This window comes from Pectobacterium nicotianae, from assembly GCF_023272715.1.
In the GTDB taxonomy this organism is placed as follows: domain Bacteria; phylum Pseudomonadota; class Gammaproteobacteria; order Enterobacterales; family Enterobacteriaceae; genus Pectobacterium; species Pectobacterium brasiliense.
The window spans coordinates 3,417,965-3,441,775 of sequence record NZ_CP096821.1 but is presented as its reverse complement, the minus strand read 5'-3'; the positions used below and the strand labels follow the sequence as shown (position 1 = coordinate 3,441,775).

The following is a 23,811-nucleotide window of genomic DNA, read 5'->3' as shown; positions in this document are numbered from 1 at the left end:
CCGCATCGGTTAGAGATTTTTCATGCTTTCCGTTTCTAACTCACGGAAATATTTAACAGTTTTTACCTTCAGCTCCATTGTTGAAGGCTCGTCACAAACCATGATGGCTTTGGCGTGAAGCTGCAGACAGCTGATGGTCCACATATGGTTAACGTTGCCTTCTACTGCAGCCTGTAGCGCCTGCGCCTTGTTACGACCGGTCACCAGAATCATCACTTCTTCGGCATCCAGCAACGTACCGACGCCCACGGTCAGGGCAAATTTAGGCACCAGACTGACGTCCCCGCCGAAGAAACGGGAATTAGCGATACGGGTTTCTTCTGTCAACGTTTTGATGCGGGTGCGGGAGGCCAGAGAGGAGGCGGGTTCATTGAAGGCGATATGTCCATCATTGCCCACGCCGCCCATGAAAAGATGAATTTTCCCGTAGGACTTTATTTTCTCTTCATAGCGGCGACATTCTGCTGTGGTGTCTTCTGCGTTGCCGTTCAACAGGTTAATGTTTTCACGCGGAATATCAACGTGATTGAAGAAATTCTGATGCATGAAGGTATGATAGCTTTCTGGATGGTCGGTCGGCAGACCGACATATTCATCCATATTGAAGGTGACAACGTGTTTGAAGCTCACGAGATCGGCTTTGTGCATGGCGACCAGCGATTTGTAGGCCTCCAGCGGTGAACTGCCCGTCGGCAATCCCAGAATAAAAGGGCGCTCTGCGCTGGGCTTGAAAGCGTTAATTTTCTCAACGATGTGGCGGGCGGCCCATTTTCCGACGTCGGCGGCGGTGGTTAAAGGAATGAGTCTCATCGGCGCTCTCCTGATTTTTTAGTGGAATTAAATACGTTATTGCGCAAATCGCGCCAGTTGCGCGTTTTGTCTATGCATTAAAATTAGTCTACTCCGTTTTTTTTAATCTTGAAATAAGTTGGGGTTTTATTCAGGTATAAACTTTTTGTATGCAGTTTTTTGGTGATTTTTATCACATAATTACGGGGTTTAATTTGTGTAGCGAATTATTTTTCTTACACTCCCCCTAAGAACCACCGCTGCCACGTTTTCTCGACAATGACGTTTTCGACAGCGACGTTCTTCGGCAGTGAAATTTATTGGCAGGTTTGTTTGCCCCACAACATTTCATTACCTCGCAAAGGTAAGAGAGGGAAAAGTGAGTACTCTGAGCTATTTACAAAAAGTCGGTCGGGCATTGATGGTGCCTGTCGCGACGCTGCCTGCTGCCGCTATCCTGATGGGGATAGGTTACTGGATTGATCCGGTTGGCTGGGGAAGCGAGAACGCGTTGGCGGCTCTCCTCATCAAATCGGGTGAGGCGATTATCGGGCATATGGCCGTGCTGTTTGCTGTCGGTGTCGCGTACGGTATGTCGAAAGATAAAGATGGTGCGGCGGCATTGACCGGTTTTGTCGGTTATCTGGTACTGACCACGCTGTGTTCACCGGCCGTTGTTGCCATGATCCAACGGATCCCTGTTGAACAGGTACCCGCCGCATTTGGCAAGATTGAAAACCAGTTCATCGGGATTCTGGTCGGTGTCATGTCCGCTGAACTGTATAACCGCTTCAGTCAGGTTGAATTGCCTAAAGCACTGTCTTTCTTCAGCGGACGCCGTTTGGTTCCGATTCTGGTTTCTTTCCTGATGATTCTGGTGGCGTTCATTTTAATGTACGTCTGGCCGGTGATTTACAATGCGCTGGTGTCGTTCGGTGAACACATTCAACGGATGGGGTCGGTCGGCGCTGGGGTTTATGCCTTCTTTAACCGCTTGTTGATTCCTGTTGGATTGCACCATGCACTGAATTCCGTGTTCTGGTTTGATGTCGCGGGTATCAACGATATTCCTAACTTCCTGGCCGGCCAACAGTCTATCGATTCTGGTAAAGCCGTCGTGGGGATCACTGGACGTTATCAGGCAGGCTTCTTCCCGATTATGATGTTTGGTTTGCCGGGTGCCGCGCTGGCGATTTATCACTGCGCACGCCCTGAAAACAAAAGCAAAGTGGCCGGGATTATGCTGGCGGCGGCATTTGCTTCCTTCTTTACTGGGATCACTGAGCCGCTGGAATTCTCCTTCATGTTTGTTGCGCCGGTGCTGTATTTCCTGCATGCGTTGCTGACCGGTTTTTCTGTCTTTATCGCAGCCAGCATGCATTGGATTGCCGGTTTTGGTTTCAGTGCGGGTCTGGTCGATATGGTGCTGTCCTCACGTAACCCGCTGGCCACCCAGTGGTACATGCTGCTTGCTCAGGGGCTGGTATTCTTCGTCATTTACTATGTGGTGTTCCGCTTTACCATCACTCGCTTCAATCTGTTAACGCCAGGACGTGAGCTGGCTGTGAGCGGTAGCGAAGCCGATGGCTATGACGTGAGCACGGCGTCTGCAGGTGAGAAATCAAGCGATACGGCGACGCTGGCGCGGGGCTATTTGCAGGCACTTGGCGGAAAAGCCAATCTGACGGGCATTGATGCCTGTATCACACGTCTGCGTTTGAACGTGGCTGATTCCTCTCTGGTTGATGATGCACAGGCAAAACGTCTTGGCGCGGCGGGCGTTATTCGTCTGAATAAGCAGAGCGTACAGATTGTGGTGGGTACGCAGGCTGAATCGATAGCGACCGCGCTGAAAGCAGAGTATGACAAGATATAATGACAAGGTGTAATACGACGATGTTGATCGTTTAACGCGGTGTTATACCGATGAAATGGATAGGGCGAGATAGCAATCTCGCCCTTTTTTTTCGTTATGAATAATTAAATGAAACTAACGGTTGTTTCCCAGCGTAGCTTGTTGGATCATTGTCGGTTATACGTCGTTTTAGCATTGAGGAATGAAGAATGAGTGAGGCTGAAGCCCGCCCAACCAACTTTATCCGTCAGATTATTGATGAAGATCTGGCGTCCGGTAAGCATGACCATATTCAGACGCGTTTCCCGCCAGAGCCGAACGGCTATCTGCATATTGGGCATGCAAAGTCTATTTGCCTGAATTTTGGTATCGCGCGTGACTATCAGGGGCAATGCAACCTGCGTTTTGACGATACCAATCCGGTAAAAGAAGACATCGAATACGTTGAGTCGATCAAACGTGACGTTGAGTGGCTGGGTTTTTCATGGAGCGGCGACGTTCGCTATTCTTCTGATTATTTCGATCAACTGCACGCTTATGCGGTTGAGCTGATCGGTAAAGGGCTGGCTTACGTTGATGAACTGACGCCTGAGCAGATTCGCGAATACCGCGGTACGCTGACGGCACCGGGCAAAAACAGCCCTTACCGCGATCGCACCGTGCAGGAAAACCTGACTCTGTTTGAAAAAATGCGTAACGGTGGGTTTGCGGAAGGTACAGCCTGCCTGCGTGCAAAAATCGATATGGCATCGTCCTTTATCGTGATGCGCGATCCGGTGTTGTATCGCATTAAATTTGCCGATCACCACCAGACGGGCAACAAGTGGTGCATCTACCCGATGTATGACTTCACCCACTGCATTTCCGATGCGCTGGAAGGGATCACGCATTCGCTGTGTACGCTGGAATTCCAGGACAACCGCCGTCTGTATGACTGGGTGCTGGATAACATCACCATTCCTTGCCATCCACGTCAGTACGAGTTCTCCCGCCTCAATCTCGAATACGCGATTATGTCCAAGCGTAAGCTGAATCAACTGGTGGTGGAAAACGTCGTTGAAGGATGGGACGATCCGCGTATGCCGACCATCTCTGGTCTGCGTCGTCGTGGTTATAGCGCAGCCTCTATCCGTGAATTCTGTGTGCGCATCGGCGTAACGAAACAGGATAACAACGTGGAAATGGCCGCGCTTGAGTCCTGTATCCGCGACGACCTGAATGAGAACGCGCCGCGTGCCATGGCGGTGCTGGATCCGGTCAAAGTCGTGATCGAGAATCTGTCAGCCGAGCACGAAGAGTTTGTCGCGATGCCAAACCATCCGAACAAGCCAGAAATGGGTTCACGTCAGGTCGCATTCAGTCGCGATGTTTACATCGATCGTGCTGACTTCCGTGAAGAAGCCAACAAGCAGTACAAGCGTCTGGTGCTGGGTAAAGAAGTGCGTCTGCGTAACGCTTATGTGATCAAAGCAGAGCGCATTGAAAAAGACGAGCAGGGTACTATCACCACGATTTACTGTAGCTATGATGCGGAAACGCTGAGCAAAGATCCGGCTGATGGTCGTAAAGTGAAAGGCGTTATCCACTGGGTTTCTGCGGCTCACGCGGTACCAGCTGAATTCCGCTTGTACGATCGCCTGTTCAGTGTGGCAAACCCTGGCGCGGCGGAAGACTTCCTGTCGACGATTAATCCAGATTCACTGAAAACTACGCAAGGTTTTGTGGAAGCAAGCCTGGCGCAGGCAGAAGCTGAGAAAGCGTATCAGTTTGAGCGTGAAGGCTATTTCTGTGCTGACCGCGTTTACTCCAGTGCAGAACATCTGGTGTTTAACCGTACGGTTGGGCTACGTGATACCTGGGTAGGCTAAGGCCACCAGTTAGAAGACAAAAATAAAACCGCCTCGGCGGTTTTATTTTTTTATGCGGTCGATTTATCGTGTGGAATCGTGCAGGGTTTCATCCTCTCGGCAATCCCCTTCACTGCAATGCCCATAAAGATACAGACTGTGGTTGGACAGTTTAATGCCGTGTCTTTCTGCGATCTCACGTTGACGTGCTTCGATATATTCATCGCGGAATTCAATGACTTTGCCACAGTCGAGGCAAATTAAGTGATCGTGATGATGCTGCTGCGTCAATTCAAAGACGGATTTGCCACCTTCGAAGTTATGACGGGTTACGATACCCGCATCATCAAACTGGTTGAGTACGCGATAGACGGTAGCGAGACCAATCTCTTCGCCCATATCAATCAGTTTCTTATATAAATCTTCCGCACTGACGTGATGGCAGACAGGGTCCTGTAACACTTCCAGTATTTTCAGTCTTGGAAGAGTGACTTTCAGGCCGGCCTTCTTTAATGCGGTATTGTTGTCAGTCATGCGGGTTTAATCCTGTTGCTTACTTATCAATGGAGGCTGCCTAGCCTATGACATCGGTCGGCTCAAAAAATGCAAAAGCGTCTCAATTATAGAACCGCGCATACAAAATGAAAACAAGGGAATGTTAACAATATTGTCCCCATTCACACTATTGGTATACAACGCAATTCGTTGTTGATGAATGAGGAAATGATGATGCACATACAAAGCCGATGGGATTATTGTACAGGTTTACTGATAGAAGTTAAAAAAATGTATCAATTATTATGAAAGGTTTTACCTATCAATGCTGTTTTCGGCTCTGATAGGGATTATCAGAGCCGAAATGGCTTAGCCAACCAGTTCTTTCAGGTTCAGCTCATCGCTGATCTGTTTCACCCACGTTGTTACGCGTTCGCTGGTCAGTTCAGGCTGACGGTCTTCATCGATAGCCAGGCCGATGAAGTGATTGTCGTCGGCGAGCCCTTTAGAGGCTTCAAAGTAATAGCCCTCTGTTGGCCAGTGGCCGACAATTGTCGCGCCGCGAGGCTCAATAATGTCACGGATGGTGCCCATGGCATCACAGAAGTATTCTGCATAATCTTCCTGATCGCCGCAGCCAAACAGGGCAACCAATTTTCCTGTGAAATCCACTTCTTCCAGCGACGGGAAGAAGTCATCCCAATCGCACTGAGCTTCACCGTAATACCAGGTTGGAATACCCAGCAGCAGAATATCGAAACCTTCGAGGTCTTCTTTGCTGCTTTTGGCGATGTCATGAACATCAGCGACGTTGGTGCCTAACTGCTGTTGAATCGTTTTGGCGATGTTTTCAGTGTTGCCGGTATCACTGCCAAAGAATATTCCGATGAGTGCCATGAATTAAATAACCTCTTGATTCCTAATGGTATGGTGTAATGTTTCACCCACTTATCTGTTAATAATAACAGACACTCACATCGGGAGAAACTCGTATCGGTAAGGATGCGTAAATCAAGAGCGTGTGACGTGCGAAGGTGAGTAAGGAAACGAAACGTATCTCTGTGTGATACTAAATTCCTCATAATGAATAGGGTTTATGTTATTGTCTGAGATTCAGTACACATTTCCTTAATATAATTACGGTTATATATTTGCAACGATGTTTCATTTTTTATGGATGTATTTTTTATTTCTCTGGTTGTTTCAATTGTAATTAAAAGCAGACTTCTGTTTGTGAAAAATAAAAATCACGGAGCGGTACGTTACTATTCCTGAGAGTTAAAATGCACACAAAAGATAATGTTTTATAGGACTGAAAATCTGTAACATTTCTCGGGAATATTCTTAATGAATGGAAATAAGAACTATAACCATTTGCAGCTGAAACGATGCAATCATGAAAGAAAGGGTTTTATTCTTTTGATGTTAAAGAATAAAATGAAAACTCATCTCAAATCACCTTATTGCCTAATGGTATGTCCGTGCCAACACAAGCAGGACGCGGGTGCGCGGCACGTTTGATTGCAACTCTCTGATTAAAATACTTATATCTATAGAAATAGGTGAATTTATTCTCAGTGTGAAAAATTATATTAATAAATATAGCGAGAACGCTAAATATTCTCTGTATTTAGCCGATGAGTTAGCGTGGTTTTTGAGTTTTCAACTCGGTGAAATGTGAACGCTAGGGAGAAGTGACCTGTTTCATGGTGTGAATTTTCTGATTCATATCGGTTGATTAGCGATAAAAATCTTTTTAACCATTTTCCTGATTTGGAGTGAGCTATGAAACTTATAAAAAATATTGCCATCAGAACCGCGATGCTGTGGGTTCTGGGCATTTTTTGTGTTCTTTGGGGTGGCGTGTCGATATATACCATGTTCTCTTTTAAAGAGATGACGGCGACCTCGAAAACCAGCACCTTGCTGGTTCAGAACATGAATTTTATCAACCAGGGCAACGATCAATATTTCCGAATGGTAACCCGTCTGGCGCGTGCAGTTGATGCTCGTCGCAGCGGTGATAATGCTACCGCAGATAAAGAGCAGGCTTCTGCACTTGTCGCGTTGGATAAACTGAAATCTGATTTGGTGGCGTTTAATGCTATCGATCATGCGGGTCTGGATGCTGCGCTGGTACAGGCGGTCAGCCGTGACTGGAATAACCTGGTGACTCAGGGCGTTGAACCGCTTTACCAAAAGGCCGTTGCCAACGCGCTGGATGACTACCAAAATCAGGCCAAGAACGTTGTGCCACCATTGAGTCGTCAGTTTGGCGCCTCTCTCTCAGCATTCAGTAACGCCAGCGCAGAGAAATTTGATGCCGCAGGTGTTCGTTTTGAACAAATCACCACGATTGGACAGAACATTTTGCTGAGCGGGTTGATTATCGGCCTGGTCATGCTGTTCCTGACCGACCGCTATCTGGTGGTATGTCTGGTTCGTCCGTTAAACGATCTGCGCTATCACTTTAGCGTGATTGCTTCCGGCCACTTGGGCAAACCGATTCTGGACTTTGGTAATAACTGTGTCGGTCGCTTGTTCCCACTGCTGCGTGAAATGCAGGGGAGTTTGGCTAGCACGGTTAGCACGATCAGAAACAGCACGGATTCCATCTATCAGGGTGCTTCTGAGATTGCCGCAGGCAACAACGATCTGTCTTCACGTACCGAAGAGCAGGCTTCCGCGCTGGAAGAAACTGCGGCGAGCATGGAGCAACTGACGGCAACGGTGAAACAGAACGCCGAAAACGCCAACCACGCCAGCCAACTGGCATTACAAGCCTCGACAACGGCGAAGAAGGGCGGTGAAATCGTTGAGAACGTGGTGAAAACCATGGCGGAAATCTCCGGCAGTTCGAGAAAAATCGCAGAGATCACCACTGTGATTAACGGCATCGCGTTCCAGACCAACATTCTGGCGTTGAACGCGGCGGTAGAAGCGGCGCGTGCGGGTGAACAAGGTCGCGGGTTTGCCGTGGTGGCGGGCGAAGTCCGCAGCCTGGCGCAGCGCAGTGCGCAGGCAGCGAAAGAGATTGAAGGGCTGATTTCTGAGTCTGTTCGCTGTGTGGATACCGGCTCCAATCTGGTTAGCGACGCGGGTGACACCATGCAGGATATCGTTCGTGCGGTGACTAACGTGACGGATATCATGGGCGAAATTGCGTCGGCATCGGAAGAACAAAGCAAAGGGATTGCGCAGGTTGGTCAGGCCGTGGCAGAAATGGACAGCGTGACGCAGCAAAACGCCGCGTTGGTTGAACAGGCCTCGTCAGCAGCCTTGTCGCTGGAAGAGCAGGCGGCGCTGTTGAACCAGACTGTATCGCTGTTCCAACTGTCCGATACGCAGTCAGGACTGCAAGTGGCGGCAAAACCGGTGCAGAAAACGCCGGCGATTGCCCCGCGTGCAAGCAAGGCGCTACCGCCCAGTAACGACAACTGGGAAAAGTTCTAAGCGTCGTTTTAATCTGAGATAGCGTGTGTAATCTTGGGTGAATGTTCAGGCGGCGTCAGAAATGGCGCCGCACAAGATGTGAATACTTAAGTTATTTATAAATATCAGGTTACGTCAATCAGGATTGCTGTTCGGCCAACTGCGCCAGCAGCATCTCTTCAATCAATTCACTGCGGCTAATGTTCCGCTCTTCAGCAAGGCTGTTCAGGATATCGACGGCGTCGCTGTTAATCTTTAATTCAACACGGCGCAACCCACGAACTTTATCGCGACGTAGTTGATTACGCTTGTTGATTCTTAGTTGTTCGTCACGCGTGAGCGGGTTGGTCTTGGGGCGGCCCGGACGACGCTCGTCTGCGAACAGATCCAGTGTGGTGCGATCCGTTTGTTCTTTTGCCATAAGTAATGATACTGCAAGGTATTCGGACCAAAATACACCGCGCTGCCCGTCTTGTTTAAAAGATACAACCGATGCCTATTCTCATCCTGCTACAGGATTGTCAGGTGGCGGTTTTCTATCTGTGAAACATGTTGGGAGTGATGCGTGCATTTTGATGAAGTGGTTACAATGCTTGTGGCTGAATCAGCCGTCCCTCTACTGCGGGCGCCATCATACCCTAGCCGCACTGGCGGCGACAACGGTTAACTGCCGCCGTTATCATGAATCCGCCAGTGTCAGTGTCGTCTGGTTAATTCGTGTCCAGAAAACGGTGGATAGCGCGCAAAACCGCATCGGGTTTTTCTGAATGAACCCAGTGTCCAGCACCGCTGATCACATGCGCACGCGCTGCTGGGAATTGACGCAATAGCGAATCGCGGTAGGAATCGTCCAGATAGGGAGAATCGCCGCCGCGAATGAACAGAATTGGCCCTTGCCAGGCCGGAACCTCTTGCCAACCAACGATGTTTTCGTACTCATCCCACAGCACTGGCACGTTAAAGCGCCACTCTCCCTGTTGGAAGGATTTCAGCAAAAACTGAATTACGCCGTCTTCTTTTATGTGCTGGCGCATGAGTGTTGTCGCTTCTGCGCGTGATGTCACGCCCGCTTCCGTTACGGCACGCAGCGCGGCAAAGATCGTGTCGTGGCGACGCACCTGATAATCCACCGGTGCGATATCAATGGCGACCAGCTTGTCCAATCGTTCGGGAATGAGCGCGCTGAGCGCCATAGCGACTTTTCCGCCCATTGAATGCCCAATAACGATAGTGCGTTCGATGTTCAGTTCATCCAGTAATGCCAGCACATCCTGCGCCATCGCTGGGTAGTTCATCTGCGATGAACGCGGCGACAAACCGTGATTACGTAAATCGATTTGCAGAATGTCATGCGTGTTTTGCAAATCCCGGCCCAATACGCCAAGGTTATCTAATGTACCAAACAGGCCATGAATCAGGACGACAGGGAGCTTATCTGTGGGCTGGTGCGCATTTTGCCAGCGATGATTCAATTTCATGGTGAAGTTCATTCAGAGAGACATGGGCTTAGGGTATCATGACTTTAGAATGAATGTTGTCGCTGAAGGAACAGTATAGCCACTTGAAGGGATGTGAAAGGCATTGGGGCATAGTCTGACTTTTGCTATTGTCCCATTATGCCGCTGTTCGATAATGTTTGAACGCCTGTATAATCCTTTTGATTTGAGTCATCTATCCATCGATGTCGGGTTACAGAAAGGAAAATGTCTCTGTAATTTGCATGGTAATGGGTAAAAACAGCACTGGATAAAGATGAAAACTATTGAAGTCGACGAAGAGCTTTATCGTTATATTGCCAGCCACACACAGCATATTGGTGAGAGCGCATCAGATATTTTACGGCGCATGCTGAAATTTACCGCTGGGCAGCCTGTCACAACGCCTGCGGTAACGGCTGCCGCAACGACGACGTCTCAGCCTGCCGCTGCACCGAGCCCGCGTGATCGGGTACGAACCCTGCGTGAGCTGCTGCTGTCGGATGAATACGCTGAACAGAATAAAGCCATCAATCGCTTTATGCTGGTTCTGTCCACGCTGTATACCTTATCGCCGCAGGAATTTGCTGCCGCGACAGAATCTCTTCATGGCCGCACCCGCGTCTATTTCGCGGGCGACCAGCAAACGTTGCTTCAGCATGGCACACACACCAAGCCCAAGCATATTCCGGGCACGCCATACTGGGTGATTACCAACACGAATACCGGTCGTAAACGCAGCATGGTTGAGCACATCATGCTGACGATGCAGTTCCCAGCGGAACTGACAGAAAAAGTGTGCGGAACCATCTAATTATTTATCTATAGCCTATATCAACCACTTATCTAACTACAGCGTTAGGGAGAAGCGCCAATGGCTAATCACCCAAGGGCCGGACAGCCTGCCCGGCAGAGCGATTTGATTAATGTGGCACAGTTAACGTCACAATATTATGTGCTGCGCCCGGAAGTCGGCAACACAGCGCACGCGGTGAAATTCGGTACGTCTGGCCATCGCGGTAGCGCGGGGCGTCATAGCTTTAATGAACCGCACATTCTGGCGATTGCGCAGGCGATTGCAGAAGAGCGTAAAAAGCAAGGCATCAGCGGCCCGTGCTATGTCGGTAAAGATACTCACGCGCTCTCCGAGCCGGCGTTTATCTCCGTGCTGGAGGTGCTGGCTGCCAACGGCGTGGATGTGATCGTTCAGTTGGATAATGGTTTTACGCCAACGCCTGCGGTGTCTAACGCGATTCTGGTTCACAATCGTCAGGGCGGTGCGCTGGCGGACGGCATTGTGATTACGCCGTCCCACAACCCGCCGGAAGATGGCGGGATCAAATATAATCCGCCGAACGGTGGCCCTGCGGATACCAACCTTACCAGTGTGATTGAGACGCGTGCGAACGCGCTACTGGCGGATGAACTGCGTGACGTGAAGCGCATTACGCTGGATCAGGCATTGAATAGCGGACACGTCCATGAACAGGATCTGGTTCAGGCCTATGTCGAAGGGCTGGCTAGCGTGGTGGACATGGCGGCGATCCAACGCGCCGGTCTGAAGCTGGGCGTCGACCCGCTGGGCGGTTCCGGTATTGCCTACTGGCAGCGTATCGCAGAGCACTACAAGCTGGATCTGACACTGGTGAACGATGCCGTCGATCAGACATTCCGCTTTATGTCGCTGGATCATGACGGTGTGATCCGTATGGATTGCTCGTCAGAATTCGCGATGGGTGGGCTGCTGGCGCTGCGTGACAAATTCGATCTGGCGTTTGCCAACGATCCTGATTATGACCGCCACGGTATTGTCACGCCTTCCGGGCTGATGAACCCGAACCACTATCTGGCGGTGGCGATCAACTATCTGTTCCAGCACCGTCCTCAGTGGGGACAATCTGTTGCTGTCGGCAAAACGTTGGTATCCAGTGCGATGATCGATCGCGTAGTGGCAGATTTGGGCCGTAAGCTGGTAGAAGTGCCGGTTGGCTTCAAATGGTTCGTTGACGGCCTGTATGACGGCAGCTTTGGCTTCGGCGGTGAAGAGAGTGCGGGGGCGTCTTTCCTGCGCTTTGACGGCACGCCGTGGTCGACGGACAAAGACGGCATCATTCTGTGTCTGCTGGCGGCGGAAATTACGGCCGTGACGGGTAAAAACCCGCAGCAGCACTATGATGAGCTGGCACAGCGTTTTGGCGCGCCGAGCTACAACCGTATTCAGGCTTCCGCGACGCATGCGCAAAAAGCGGTGCTGTCTAAGCTGTCACCTGAGCAGGTATCAGCCAGCACGCTGGCGGGCGATCCGATTACTGCACGCCTGACCGCTGCGCCGGGTAACGGTGCATCGATTGGTGGCTTGAAAGTGATGACGGAGAACGGCTGGTTTGCTGCGCGTCCTTCCGGTACGGAAGAAGCCTACAAGATCTATTGTGAAAGTTTCCTCGGGGCGGAACACCGCGAGCGAATCGAGAAAGAAGCGGTAGAAATTGTCAGTGCGGTACTCGCAACGGCTAAATAAGTGAAAAGGCGCTGCTTGCAGCGCCTTTCAGACTGCTGACAAAGTCCGCAGAGCGGGTGTAACGGATAGATCGTAAAGACGCTGCAAGTACGTCCATATAAGCTCGGGTTGCGCAGATATGAATCTCATCCCTGAGATTCACCCTTTCAGGGCCGTCGCAAGCGACGTTCAAAAACGTTCCTGACGTTTTTGTCCCTGGCGCAAACGCTTTACTCTTCTATTCCGTTACTCCCGTTTTCATTCGGCAAATAGGTTTGTTCAACGGTCTGCTTTTTTTATCTTGTACGGACAGAAAACGCAGAACGCCTTTATCCCAACGCGACCAGTAGCGCTCCGACGGAAATCAGCGCCACGCCGGCTCCCGCCATCAGCGAAATTTTTTCTCCCAGCAGAATGACTGCCAGTACGACCGCGAAGACCACGCTGAGCTTATCGATCGGCGCGACCTGTGCGACGTTACCGTTCTTCAACGCCACAAAGTAAAATAGCCACGACAGCGCACCGGCAACGCCGCTGAGCACAATAAACAACAGGGCTTTCTTATTGGCGACAATCTCACCGACCAGCGCCAGCTTGCCCTGTGCGACCACCACGCCCACCAGAAAAAGTGCCATGATGACGGCACGAATTGCTGTCGCCGTATTGGCGTCCAAATTTTGCAGACCGATCTTGCCAAATATCGCGACCATCGCGGCGCATACAGCAGACAGCAAGGCGTAAATTAACCAACTACTCATGACGGCGTATTCCTGAAGAAAAGACAGGCACGTACTGCGGGAGCGGTTCTCCACGGACGTTGCCTGATACAGGAGGATGATTTTACGGCATAAAACGATAGCCGATAGCGGTTTCAGTCAAGAGATGGCGCGGTCTTGCCGGATCGCTTTCCAGCTTCTGGCGCAGATGCCCCATATAAATGCGCAGATAGTGGCTATGCTCGACGGCGTTCGGCCCCCAAACCTGTGTCAGGAGCTGGCGTTGCGTCAGCACTTTGCCGGGGCTGGCGAGCAGCGTTGCCAGCAGGCGAAATTCGATGGGCGTCAGGTGCAGTTCCTGACCGTCGCGATTCACCTGCCGATTAAGTAAATCGACAGTAATATTCTCGAAGCTCACCAGCGGCGTTTCCTGCTGTGTATTGCTATGACGACGCAGCGCGACGCGCAACCGTGCCAGCAGTTCGCCGATGCCGAACGGTTTGGTCAGGTAATCATCGGCACCGGCATCCAGCGCGTCTATTTTATCCTGCTCGTCGGTGCGGGCAGACAGCACAATCACGGGCAGGCTGCTCCACTGGCGTAAATCGCGGATGTAGTCGATACCGTTGCCGTCCGGCAGGCCCAAATCGAGAATAATCAGATCGGGCTTACGCGTGGCCGCTTCCAGCAAACCGCGCTGCATCGTTTCTGCGTCAAACACGCGACAGCCTTCGCCTTCCAGCGCCTGACGAACAAAACGACGGATCTCTTTTTCATCCTCAACGATCAGAATAGTGGCCTGCAATGGATTCAGTGCTCCTCAATATCTTCCGGTTCGAGATCCGGCGGTGCCGATAGCGGTAGCGTGAAGTGGAAAGCGGCACCGCCGCTTTCCGCATTCGTTGCCCAGATACGGCCGCCGTGAATTTCCACAATTGCCCGACAGATCGCCAGCCCCAGCCCCACGCCGGGAATCGACGACTCTTTGTGACCACGGGAAAATTTATCAAAAATCATGCTTTCTTGACCAGGTTCAATCCCCGGGCCATTGTCCTGCACGATGATTTCCAACGCATTTTCCTGCGTACCAGGCTGCGAGGCTGTGTTCTCTGCAATAAGGCTGGTGGGAATAACGCTCGCTGAAATCGCGATGGTGGCCTGCTCTCCAGCGTACTTCAGCGCATTCTCCAGCAGGTTAATGAACACGCGTTCCATCAGCCCCGCATCACAATAAACCAGAACCATCTCATCAGGTAGATTAACCTGAATGGTGTTTTTCGCCAGTGCGCTTTCCAACTGTTGTAGGGCACTGCCGATGAGTTCCTCCGGCGTTTGCCACTCTTTGCGCAGGTTAAAGCCGTCCGACTGAATACGCGCCATATCGAGCAAATTATTCACCAGCCGCGTGGTGTTTAAAATGTGCTGGCGAATCTGGTTGGCCTGCTGAGCATAAGGCGACCCTTCGCTTGCCAGATTCAACGTTAGAATCTCGGCCTGACCAAACAGGACGGTCAGCGGCGTGCGGAGGTCGTGCGAGAGCGCGGCAAGCAGCGAGTTACGCAACTGCTCACGCTCGGCATCCAGCCGGGCATTTTCCGTACTTTGCATCAGATGCAGACGCTCCAACGCATTGGCGATCAGCACGGTAAAGGTTTCCAGCAGGCGCTGCTGTTCGGGGATCATCAACTGACGAGCGTTATTGGGCTCGATCGCTAACACGCCGAAGATTTGCTGTGTGGTGGCGAGCGGCAGGATCTGATACGACACGCCGGGCAAGGTGGACGTTCCCGCGCCGGCCGGCGCGCGATGATCGAAGCTCCAGCGGGCGATAGCACGATCGACAATCAACTGCTGACCGTCCCGCGTGGGCTGTGCGAGTTCGGGCGACGTATGATGCAGGCTATCGGCGAGCAGAACCGCGATTCTGGCCTGAAACGTCGTGCTGAGAAAATGCTGGCTGGCTTCGACAATATCGGCGCTGGACAGGCTGCGGTTCAGCGCCTTGGACATCTCATACAGATGGCGGACGCGCTGCTCGCGATAGCGGGCGACTCTGGCCTGATAGCGCACGCCAGCGGTCAGATTACCGACCAGCAGGCCGACGCCAAGCATCACCGCAAAGGTGACCAGATATTGCGCATCCGACACGGCGAACGTGCCGCGCGGTAGAATAAAGAAGAGATCAAAACTGGCGACGTTGATGACGGCGGCGAACACCGACGGCCAGCGGCCAAAGAAAAGCGCGACGATCACCACGGCCAGCAGATAAATCATCACCAGATTGACCGGCTCCAGCATGGCGAACGGCGACCATGACGCGAGCAGGGTGATAAAGGCGCACAGCAGCGTGGCGAGCCCGCAGCCAAACAGCTGCATACGCCATTTTTCTACTATCCCGCGGGCATCAGGCGTTTTAATCGGTGTGGCTGGCGCGTCATCCTGCACGGCCACCACGACCAGATCGAGATCCGGCCCCAGTCGGCCGAGCCGTTCGGCAAAGCGGGTGCGCCACCACCAGCCGAAGCGCTGCTCTACGTGGCGGCCAATAACGATCTTGCCGAGATTATGTTCACGTGCATAGCGCAGGACGGCAAGCTCTTCGTCGGGTTCTGACAGCGTAACGGTTTCTGCCCCTAAATCCTGTGCCAGCTTGAGCGCCCGCAAGATGGCGCGCCGCTGTGGTTCAGGCAAGCGGTGCAGACGCGGGGTTTCGACGTAAACGGCGTGCCAGGCGCTGCCCAACCGTGCCGCTAGCCGTGCGGCCGTACGCACCAGTTTTTCATTACCCGTGCCGTGGCCGATGCATAACAGAATGGCATCGCGCGTATGCCAGACCTGTTCGCGTCCTTTTCCGGCACGCATGGCGCGCATCTGATCGTCAACCCGATCCGCCATGCGCCGCAGCGCCAGCTCACGCAGGGCGATCAAATTACCTTTACGGAAAAAATTCTCGACGGCGCGCTCGGCCTGAAGCGGCAGATACACTTTGCCCTCATTCAGGCGCTGCCGCAGATCGTCCGGCGGCAGGTCTACCAAAATCACTTCGCTGGCCTGATCGAAGATGGGATCCGGTACGGTTTCCCGTACGCGAATTCCCGTGACGCCGCCGACCACATCGTTCAGGCTTTCCAGATGCTGAACGTTCACTGTCGTAAAGATGTCGATACCGGCATCGAGCAGTTCCTGCACGTCCTGCCAGCGTTTTGGGTGGCGAGAGCCGTTGACGTTACTGTGCGCCAGTTCGTCGATCAGAATAAGCGCCGGACAACGTGCCAGCGCCGCATCCAGATCGAATTCGACAGTGTGGCGACCGTGGTGGCGAAAATGCTTGAGCGGCAGCAGCGGTAAGCCATCCAGCAGCGCAGCGGTTTCGCTACGGCCGTGGGTTTCGACCACGCCGACAAGGATATCCAATCCTTGAGCGCGTAGCCGCTGGGCTTCCTGCAACATGGCATAGGTTTTCCCGACGCCCGCGCAGGCGCCAAAAAAGATCTTCAGCTTGCCGCGCGGTGGTGTACCGACCTGAGCTAGCAGGCTATCGGGATCCGGGCGACGATCTTCACCGTCAATCATGTTCTATCCCTTATTAGCGCGGCCTGAACCGTGGTCAGGCCGCAGCAAAGACGGCGGGGAGTCTGGCTCCCCGTATAATCATTAATAGTAACGCACTGCCGATTACGGCAGGGGTTTTTCCTTATCCAGTGCCAGATTCAGCAACAGGACATTGACCGCCGGCTGCCCAATGAACGCGGGCTTACTTGTTTCGGTAAAGCGATCGATCAATTGCTGCACCTGCTGGAGCGACATTCCTCTGGCCTGCGCGATGTAGAGCGCCTGATAGCGTGCGGCCTCTGGGGAAATCTGCGGATCCAGACCGCTGCCGGATGCCGTCAACAGTTCAGCAGGCACCGGCTGCTGATTGCCAACCGCCTGATGCCAGTGAGCGGCGCGTTCGCCGATCTGTTTGTCCAGCGCCGGATTGCTGGCGGCCAGATTGCTACCGCCGGACGCCAGTGCGTTATAAGGCGCATCTGATGTGGCGGACGGGCGCCCCTGAAAATAGCCCGCCCGACTGAACGCCTGCCCGATCAGGGACGACCCCACGGCGGTATTCTCGCGGTAAATCAGCGATCCGTTTGCCTGTGCCGGGAACAGCCACTGTGCCAGCACCGTTGTTAGTAGCGGGTAGGCCAGACCGGTAACCAGCAGCAATAATAAGAATAAAAACAAAGAAGAACGTAAATAGCGCATAGCGTATACCCGTCAGTCCTTAAGCAAGATTCAGCCCAGTCAGCAACACATCAATCAGCTTGATACCGAGGAACGGCACCAGCAGCCCGCCAAGACCATAAATCCACAGATTGCGGCTTAACTGCGCCGCGGCGCTCATGGGGCGATAGCGAATCCCTTTGAGCGCCAGCGGGATCAGAAACACGATAATCAGCGCATTGAAGATCACCGCCGACAGCATGGCCGAGGTGGGGGAATGCAACTGCATCACGTTGAGCGCATTGAGCTGCGGATAGGTGGCAGCAAAAGCAGCCGGGATAATGGCGAAATACTTCGCCACGTCGTTGGCGATACTGAACGTGGTCAGCGAGCCGCGTGTCATCAGCATTTGCTTACCGATGTGCACGACTTCGATCAGCTTGGTTGGATTGGAGTCCAAATCAACCATGTTGCCCGCTTCCTTTGCTGCCTGCGTGCCGGAGTTCATAGCAACCGCCACATCGGCCTGCGCCAGCGCGGGAGCATCGTTCGTGCCGTCGCCCGTCATCGCCACCAGTCGACCTTCGGCCTGATACTGGCGAATCAGCGCCAGCTTGGTTTCCGGTGTCGCTTCCGCCAGAAAATCATCGACGCCAGCTTCTGCGGCAATCGCTGCTGCCGTGAGCGGGTTGTCGCCGGTGATCATCACGGTTTTGATCCCCATACTACGCAGCTCGGCAAAGCGCTCTTTGATGCCGCTTTTCACGATATCTTTCAGTTCCACCACGCCAAGCACGCGCTTGCCTTCTGCAACGACCAGCGGCGTCCCTCCGCTGCGTGCGACGTTGGAGACCGCTTCTTCGACCTGATGCGGGAAGTCGCCGTTGTTCGCTTCGATGTAGCGGCGCAGGGCATCGACGGCACCTTTACGAATGGTGCGCTGACCGAAATTGACACCACTCATGCGCGTCTGAGCCGTAAAGGGAACAAAAGTCGCGTCCAGCGACGTTAAGTCTTGTTCGGCCAGATTAAAGCGCTGCTTCGCCAGCACCACGATACTGCGGCCTTCGGGCGTTTCATCCGCCAGGGACGCGAGACGCGCGGCATCAGCTAGCGCCTGTTCGGTCACACCCGGTGCGGGCAGGAAAGCCGAAGCCTGACGGTTGCCCAGCGTAATGGTGCCGGTTTTATCCAGCAGCAGAACGTCAATATCGCCGGCCGCTTCGACGGCACGCCCGCTGGTGGCAATCACGTTAGCCCCCAGCATCCGGCTCATCCCAGCCACGCCGATAGCCGATAGCAGGCCGCCGATGGTGGTGGGGATAAGACAGACGAGCAGGGCGACAAGTACAGTCACGCCGACAACATCGCCGCTGTGATTCGCCTGTACGCCGAACCAGGAGAACGGGTAGAGCGTGGCAGTGACCAGCAGGAAAATAAGCGTCAGCTCGATCAGCAGAATGGTCAGCGCGATCTCGTTCGGCGTTTTCCGGCGCTGTGCCCCTTCGACCATGGCAATCATCCGGTCGAGGAAGGTTTCGCCGGGATTGACGCTGCACTGAATCACCAGCCAGTCGGACAGCACGCGTGTGCCGCCGGTGACGGAGGCGAAATCGCCGCCGGACTCACGGATTACCGGCGCGGATTCTCCGGTGATGGCGCTTTCATCGACGGACGCGCCGCCTTCCAGCACCTCACCGTCGCACGGAATGGTTTCACCCGCGCTCACCAGCACGATATCGCCCTTGCGCAGGCTGTCGGCTGGCACCGATTCCGAGCTGGCATCGTGATGTGGCGCGGCGAGCTTGTTAGCCCAACTGGTTTTCTTAACGCCTTTCAGCGCATTTGCCTGCGCCTTACTGCGACCTTCCGCCAGCGCTTCGGCCATGTTGGCGAACAGCACGGTAAACCACAGCCAGAGTGATACCAGCCCGGTAAACACGGCGTTCCCTTCCGTTTTGCCGGCAAGAATCGCCAGCCAGACGAGGGGGGTCAGCATACTGCCGAGATACACCACGAACATGACCGGATTGCGCCACTGCACGCGTGGGTCGAGTTTCTTCAACGCATCTTTCAGCGCCGAGCGGATTAACGTTCTGTCAAACAGCGCTTGCTGTTTACGTTTGCCAACGTGGCGGGAAACCTCGCCCTGCTGGGCAGAGGCCGGTTCCTGTGTTGCCTGATGATTCATCGTGTGACGAGTCATAAAATGTCTCCAGCCTTAGTGAGTCAGGCCGAACTGTAAATGTTCAGCGACTGGCCCTAACGCCAGTGCAGGGATAAACGTCAGTGCGCCAATCAGCAGAACGATGGCGATGAGCATGCCGATAAACAGCGGACTGCGGGTGGACAATGAGCCTTTGCTTTCCGGCTGGCGCTTTTTCACGACCAGCGAACCGGCGATAGCCAGCACGGGGATCATGACGGCAAAGCGGCCCAGCAGCATGGCGACAGCGAGCAGAACGTTGTAGAACGGCGTGTTGACGCTCAGGCCGGCAAACGCGCTGCCGTTGTTGTTCGCGGCGGAGGACACGGCATAGAGCACTTCGCTAAAGCCGTGCGCGCCGGGGTTCAGAATGCCGCTGCGTCCGGCTTCCGTACTCAGCGCCAGCGCCGTGCCGAGCAGCACTAACGCAGGAGGAATCAGAATCGCCAGTGCCGTCATCTTCATCTCGTAGACTTCGATCTTTTTGCCCAGATATTCCGGCGAGCGGCCAATCATCAGGCCGGCAATAAAGACGGTCAGAAGCACGAACAGCAGCATGCCGTACAGGCCAGAACCGACACCGCCGAACACCACTTCGCCAATCTGCATCAGCCACATGGGAACCATGCCACCGAGGGCGGTGAAAGAATCGTGCATCGCGTTTACCGCGCCCGTCGAGGTAGCCGTGGTGACAACCGCATACAGGCTGGACGTCAGAACGCCAAAACGCGTCTCTTTACCTTCCAGATTTGCGGCGCTGTCCGCGCCTAATGCCAGCAGATGCGGGTTACCGTTGACCTCCATTTTCATCACCACGGCAGCGGCGACGATAAAGATCAGCGCCATCGCCCACAGCAGCGCGTGGCCCTGACGCTTGTCGCTCACGGCTTTGCCAAAGGCGAAGCACAGCGCGGTAGGGATCAACAGGATCGCCAGCATTTGCACGATGTTGCTCAGCGCGGTCGGGTTTTCAAACGGGTGCGCCGAGTTGGCACCAAAGAAGCCGCCACCGTTGGTGCCGAGCAGTTTAATCGCTTCCTGTGAGGCAACCGGCCCCATCGGCAGCGTTTGGGCTGCGCCATCCAGCGCGGTCAGATGCTGATAAGGCAGCAGATTCTGCAACACGCCCTGACTGACAAAAAACAGCGCTAGCAGCAGGGACAGCGGCAGCAGCACATACAGCGTGATGCGAAACAGATCGAGCCACGCGTTGCCCAGCGTGTCGACGCAGCGGCGGGAAAACGCGCGGATTAACGCGAAAGCAACGGCGATGCCGCTGGCAGCGGACAGGAAATTTTGTACCGTTAGGCCAACCATCTGGCTCAGGTAGCTGAGCGTGTTTTCACCGCTGTAAGCCTGCCAGTTGGTGTTGGTGACAAAGCTGATTGCCGTGTTTAACGCCAAATGCCACGACAACCCCGGCATATTTTCTGGGTTAAGCGGCAGAATCCCCTGCGCCATTAACAGGACAAACAGGACGGCAATGCCGATCAGGTTAAGCGTCAGAATAGCCGCCGCATACTGTTGCCAGCGCATCTCCGACGTATCGAAAGCGAAAAGGCGCGCCGTTCCTGATTCAAACTTTTGCAGGAGCGCACCCGTTTCGCCCTCAATCAGACGGGCCAGTCCGCTGCCCAGCGGCTGGGCTACGATCAGTACCGTGAGCAGCAGCCCAAAGATCAGTAAAAAAGCGTCAGCGGCCATCAGAATTCCTCCGCCTTCAACAAGGCATAAACCAGATAGACCAGTAACAGCAGCACGAGCAGGCCGCCTAAGACGATGCTAAGCGTCACAACACACCTCCAGAACAAAATAGACAGCGTCAGGGTAGGAAAACGCAGGAAAAGAAGGTGCAAATTTCCCGTCTGTGAGCGTAAAAAAAGTATAAAAATGGGCTGAAAAGTAGACGGTGGAAGCGGTAATGGCACTACGGTGCCAACAACATCGTTTGCGGTGGGAAGGTGGTATCAAGAGAAAGGGATAAAGTGATCCAATCTAAAACCATAAATTAACTAATGGTAAGTTTATTTTTAACGTTGCTGTAACTTAATGACGTGATGATGAAAAAACTGGCGATTATTTCATCTTTTACTGGTCAGATGAGTAGTAAACTTTCAGAAAAGGCGGTAAAATTTTAACCAATGTCACAGTTCTTATTTTATCGTTATGAAAAGCACCGCTGAACAAGGGTGCTTATCCCAGAGGAGGATCGTTATGTCGCTTTATACTACTTATCCCTTGCACCGTATTCTCCTGCGTCGCGCTGCCGTGGTTGCCATCGGCGTGCTGGCGTTACCGGTGATGCTGTTCCGTCGCGATCGGGCGCGTTTTTACAGCTATTTACACCGCGTCTGGCTGAAAACCAGCGATAAACCCGTGTGGATGGCGCAGTCCGAAGCCGCCGCCTGCGATTTTTATTAAGAATACCGCGCCAGGTTACCGTTGACCGCTCTGCGCGCGTAGTCGTGAATGTAGTAGTGAATAGTGACGCCAGTACTTTATGCATATTGAATTGCATACTGACGCCACAAGTTTGAAACAGTCAACGGCACTGATTAAGCGCCATTTCCGCTACGGATGTGGCGCTTATTTTGTTTTTAGCGCATGAAATCGTAATGCCAGCAACATCACCGATAGGCTGATCAATACGGCAACGCTTGCCATCGCCATCCCATCTCCGACGGAACCTTGCTCAAACTGACGCCAAACGAAAAGGGACACCGTTTGCACACCCGCAGGTGATAACAGGAGTGACGTCACCAGTTCGCGGGATGCGACAGCAAAAACCAACATCATTGCTGCCAGTAGACTAGGGAAGACCAGCGGGAACACAATCAGCCGTAATGCTGCCATTGCACTAGCGCCGTGAACACGCGCTGCTGACTCCAGATTACTGCCGATTTGCGCCAATGCAGCACTGCTATAGCGGACGGGGTAGGGCAGCAGTAGGCAACTGTATGACAGCAGCAAAATCACCCAGGTGTTATAGGGCGTGATCGGCCAGAAGCTTTGGTTCCAGGCGAGTATCAACCCTACTCCGACAACAATGCCCGGCAGCGCGGCGGGTAGCATCGATAGCCCATCCAACACGGCGGCTCCCCGAATACGCTTGGCGACCACAAACCAGGATGCCAGAAAGCCGACCACCCCCGTCAGTAACGCGCTGCCGACCGCCAGCCCCAGACTGGTCGTCAAGGCGGGTAGCGCGTCGTTTTCGTAATCAGCCAACATGGTGAAGTGCTGCCAGGTTAAATTTTGCCAGGAAATCGCGCTAGAGATGGTGGCAGAAAACGCGGTAATCAGCATGGACGCCAGTGGAATCCCTACGGCCAGCAGACCGACGGTGCTAAACAGCACTAATACCGGCCAGCGCCATACGCCTAAGGGGCGAGTAACAATGGCAGCGGGTTTACCTGTGGTGGTTTCCACATTGTTACCGGAGACAATCGCCCGCTGTAGGGTAAATGCGCAGAGCGCAATGGTGACCAACAGCAAAGACAGCACTGCTGAACCGGAGAGGTCGATCGGCCAGTCTGCCAGACGTTGCTCGATGTTTGTCGTCAGGACCTGAATACCGGCGCGCGACCCCAGTGCAGCGGGTATGCCGTATTCTTCGATCGCCAGCGTGAAGGCAAGCAGCAGGCTGGCCGCTGTTGCCGGTAGTGATAATGGCAGCGTGACTCGCAAGAAGGCCTGCCAGCCGCTGGCACCGTGAACGCGAGCGACATCCGCCAGACGATTTCCGCTCGCGGCCATACTGCGTGAAACGGCGAAATAGACGACTGGGAAAATATTCAGCGTCATGACACCAATCATGCCGGGCAGTGAAAACAGAACCTCACCGAGTTGAATGGGCAACAGCTGTTCTGCATAGCCTCGTGGCTGTAGCGCTAGCATCCACGACAGCCCGGCAATATAAGGCGGGATCAGGAATGGAATGAGAAACAGTAAATCCCAAAATCTTGCCAGCGGGAGCGCAAAGAGCCCGCGTAACGCACCGAGTGGAATAGCAATGACCGCACAGCACAGAGCAACACCCAATCCAAGCAGCAGCGTATTTTTCAACAGGGCGAATAGCCGCGCCTGTGCAAAGACGTCCGCAAATGCCGAGAACGGGTTCGAAAAAGATCCTGCACCCAAATTTGGGAAGATCGCCTGTAGCGCAACGAACAATACGGGAATGCCAACCAGAGTAAAAAGTACCGCCACCGTAAACAGTGGCAGTAAAGCAAATTTGTTCATCTGATACTCCAGCCTTGCTGACGGTCGTCAGCAAGGCATTATCTCGTG

19 protein-coding genes are annotated in these 23,811 nt (G+C 53.4%); 6 read left to right on the top strand and 13 right to left on the bottom strand.

Features of this window, described 5'->3' with window-relative positions; all coding sequences use genetic code 11:
- Positions 1-9: 9 nt before the first annotated feature.
- Entirely contained in the window at positions 10-810 is an 801-nt protein-coding gene (gene nagB, locus MYB54_RS15400) for a glucosamine-6-phosphate deaminase (protein ID WP_014914645.1), read from the bottom strand.
- 358 nt (positions 811-1,168) lie between these two features.
- Here nagB and nagE point away from each other — a divergent pair, with 358 nt between their 5' ends.
- Both nagE and glnS read left to right on the top strand, forming a co-directional pair.
- Complete coding sequence (nagE, locus tag MYB54_RS15395) at positions 1,169-2,665, top strand: N-acetylglucosamine-specific PTS transporter subunit IIBC (protein WP_014914646.1); 1,497 nt, start codon at positions 1,169-1,171, stop codon at positions 2,663-2,665.
- 188 nt (positions 2,666-2,853) lie between these two features.
- Positions 2,854-4,512 carry a glutamine--tRNA ligase gene (gene glnS, locus MYB54_RS15390; RefSeq protein ID WP_014914647.1) on the top strand — a complete coding sequence of 553 codons (1,659 nt, stop codon included), beginning with the start codon at positions 2,854-2,856 and terminating at the stop codon, positions 4,510-4,512.
- A gap of 63 nt (positions 4,513-4,575) precedes the next feature.
- Here glnS and fur read toward each other — a convergent pair whose 3' ends face one another.
- Positions 4,576-5,025: a ferric iron uptake transcriptional regulator gene (gene fur, locus MYB54_RS15385; protein ID WP_010285452.1), complete on the bottom strand. Its 450-nt coding sequence runs from the start codon at positions 5,023-5,025 to the stop codon at positions 4,576-4,578.
- A 330-nt stretch (positions 5,026-5,355) separates the two neighbouring features.
- Positions 5,356-5,883 (bottom strand): flavodoxin FldA, encoded by a 528-nt coding sequence (gene fldA, locus MYB54_RS15380; RefSeq protein WP_010285453.1) that lies wholly within the window; start codon positions 5,881-5,883, stop codon positions 5,356-5,358.
- 888 nt (positions 5,884-6,771) lie between these two features.
- Between fldA and MYB54_RS15375 the strand changes: the two genes are divergently transcribed.
- Positions 6,772-8,439 carry a methyl-accepting chemotaxis protein gene (locus MYB54_RS15375; protein WP_039498812.1) on the top strand — a complete coding sequence of 556 codons (1,668 nt, stop codon included), beginning with the start codon at positions 6,772-6,774 and terminating at the stop codon, positions 8,437-8,439.
- 118 nt (positions 8,440-8,557) lie between these two features.
- Here MYB54_RS15375 and ybfE read toward each other — a convergent pair whose 3' ends face one another.
- Both ybfE and ybfF read right to left on the bottom strand, forming a co-directional pair.
- Complete coding sequence (ybfE, locus tag MYB54_RS15370) at positions 8,558-8,839, bottom strand: LexA regulated protein (RefSeq protein ID WP_010285457.1); 282 nt, start codon at positions 8,837-8,839, stop codon at positions 8,558-8,560.
- 289 nt (positions 8,840-9,128) lie between these two features.
- Positions 9,129-9,896: an esterase gene (gene ybfF / locus MYB54_RS15365; protein ID WP_014914650.1), complete on the bottom strand. Its 768-nt coding sequence runs from the start codon at positions 9,894-9,896 to the stop codon at positions 9,129-9,131.
- Between the two features lie 274 nt (positions 9,897-10,170).
- Between ybfF and seqA the strand changes: the two genes are divergently transcribed.
- Positions 10,171-10,707 carry a replication initiation negative regulator SeqA gene (gene seqA, locus MYB54_RS15360; RefSeq protein ID WP_014914651.1) on the top strand — a complete coding sequence of 179 codons (537 nt, stop codon included), beginning with the start codon at positions 10,171-10,173 and terminating at the stop codon, positions 10,705-10,707.
- Between the two features lie 60 nt (positions 10,708-10,767).
- The gene (pgm, locus tag MYB54_RS15355; protein WP_248721018.1) at positions 10,768-12,411 is read left to right on the top strand and encodes a phosphoglucomutase (alpha-D-glucose-1,6-bisphosphate-dependent); all 1,644 of its coding nucleotides are present in this window, start codon (positions 10,768-10,770) and stop codon (positions 12,409-12,411) included.
- A gap of 308 nt (positions 12,412-12,719) precedes the next feature.
- Here pgm and MYB54_RS15350 read toward each other — a convergent pair whose 3' ends face one another.
- The 7 genes from MYB54_RS15350 to kdpF all read right to left on the bottom strand — a co-directional run bounded on the left by MYB54_RS15350 (position 12,720) and on the right by kdpF (position 21,314).
- Positions 12,720-13,148: an EamA family transporter gene (locus MYB54_RS15350; protein ID WP_010284963.1), complete on the bottom strand. Its 429-nt coding sequence runs from the start codon at positions 13,146-13,148 to the stop codon at positions 12,720-12,722.
- Positions 13,149-13,230: 82 nt separating this feature from the next.
- Positions 13,231-13,911 (bottom strand): two-component system response regulator KdpE, encoded by a 681-nt coding sequence (gene kdpE / locus MYB54_RS15345; RefSeq protein ID WP_205593785.1) that lies wholly within the window; start codon positions 13,909-13,911, stop codon positions 13,231-13,233.
- 5 nt (positions 13,912-13,916) lie between these two features.
- Positions 13,917-16,679, bottom strand: coding sequence for a two-component system sensor histidine kinase KdpD (gene kdpD / locus MYB54_RS15340; RefSeq protein ID WP_014914653.1), 2,763 nt, complete (start codon positions 16,677-16,679; stop codon positions 13,917-13,919).
- A 102-nt stretch (positions 16,680-16,781) separates the two neighbouring features.
- Positions 16,782-17,357 (bottom strand): potassium-transporting ATPase subunit KdpC, encoded by a 576-nt coding sequence (gene kdpC / locus MYB54_RS15335; protein ID WP_205543893.1) that lies wholly within the window; start codon positions 17,355-17,357, stop codon positions 16,782-16,784.
- 19 nt (positions 17,358-17,376) lie between these two features.
- On the bottom strand, positions 17,377-19,521 hold the full coding sequence (gene kdpB / locus MYB54_RS15330) for a potassium-transporting ATPase subunit KdpB (protein ID WP_248721017.1): 2,145 nt from the start codon (positions 19,519-19,521) through the stop codon (positions 17,377-17,379).
- Positions 19,522-19,536: 15 nt separating this feature from the next.
- Positions 19,537-21,225 carry a potassium-transporting ATPase subunit KdpA gene (kdpA, locus tag MYB54_RS15325; protein WP_248721016.1) on the bottom strand — a complete coding sequence of 563 codons (1,689 nt, stop codon included), beginning with the start codon at positions 21,223-21,225 and terminating at the stop codon, positions 19,537-19,539.
- The gene (gene kdpF, locus MYB54_RS15320) at positions 21,225-21,314 is read right to left on the bottom strand and encodes a K(+)-transporting ATPase subunit F (RefSeq protein WP_014914657.1); all 90 of its coding nucleotides are present in this window, start codon (positions 21,312-21,314) and stop codon (positions 21,225-21,227) included. The genes kdpA and kdpF overlap by 1 nt, the downstream gene beginning before the upstream one ends.
- Positions 21,315-21,735: 421 nt before the next feature.
- Here kdpF and MYB54_RS15315 point away from each other — a divergent pair, with 421 nt between their 5' ends.
- Positions 21,736-21,942, top strand: a complete 207-nt coding sequence (locus MYB54_RS15315) for a YbfA family protein (protein ID WP_010299142.1) — start codon at positions 21,736-21,738, stop codon at positions 21,940-21,942.
- 165 nt (positions 21,943-22,107) lie between these two features.
- Here MYB54_RS15315 and MYB54_RS15310 read toward each other — a convergent pair whose 3' ends face one another.
- Complete coding sequence (locus MYB54_RS15310) at positions 22,108-23,763, bottom strand: ABC transporter permease (RefSeq protein WP_248721015.1); 1,656 nt, start codon at positions 23,761-23,763, stop codon at positions 22,108-22,110.
- Positions 23,764-23,811 lie beyond the last annotated feature (48 nt).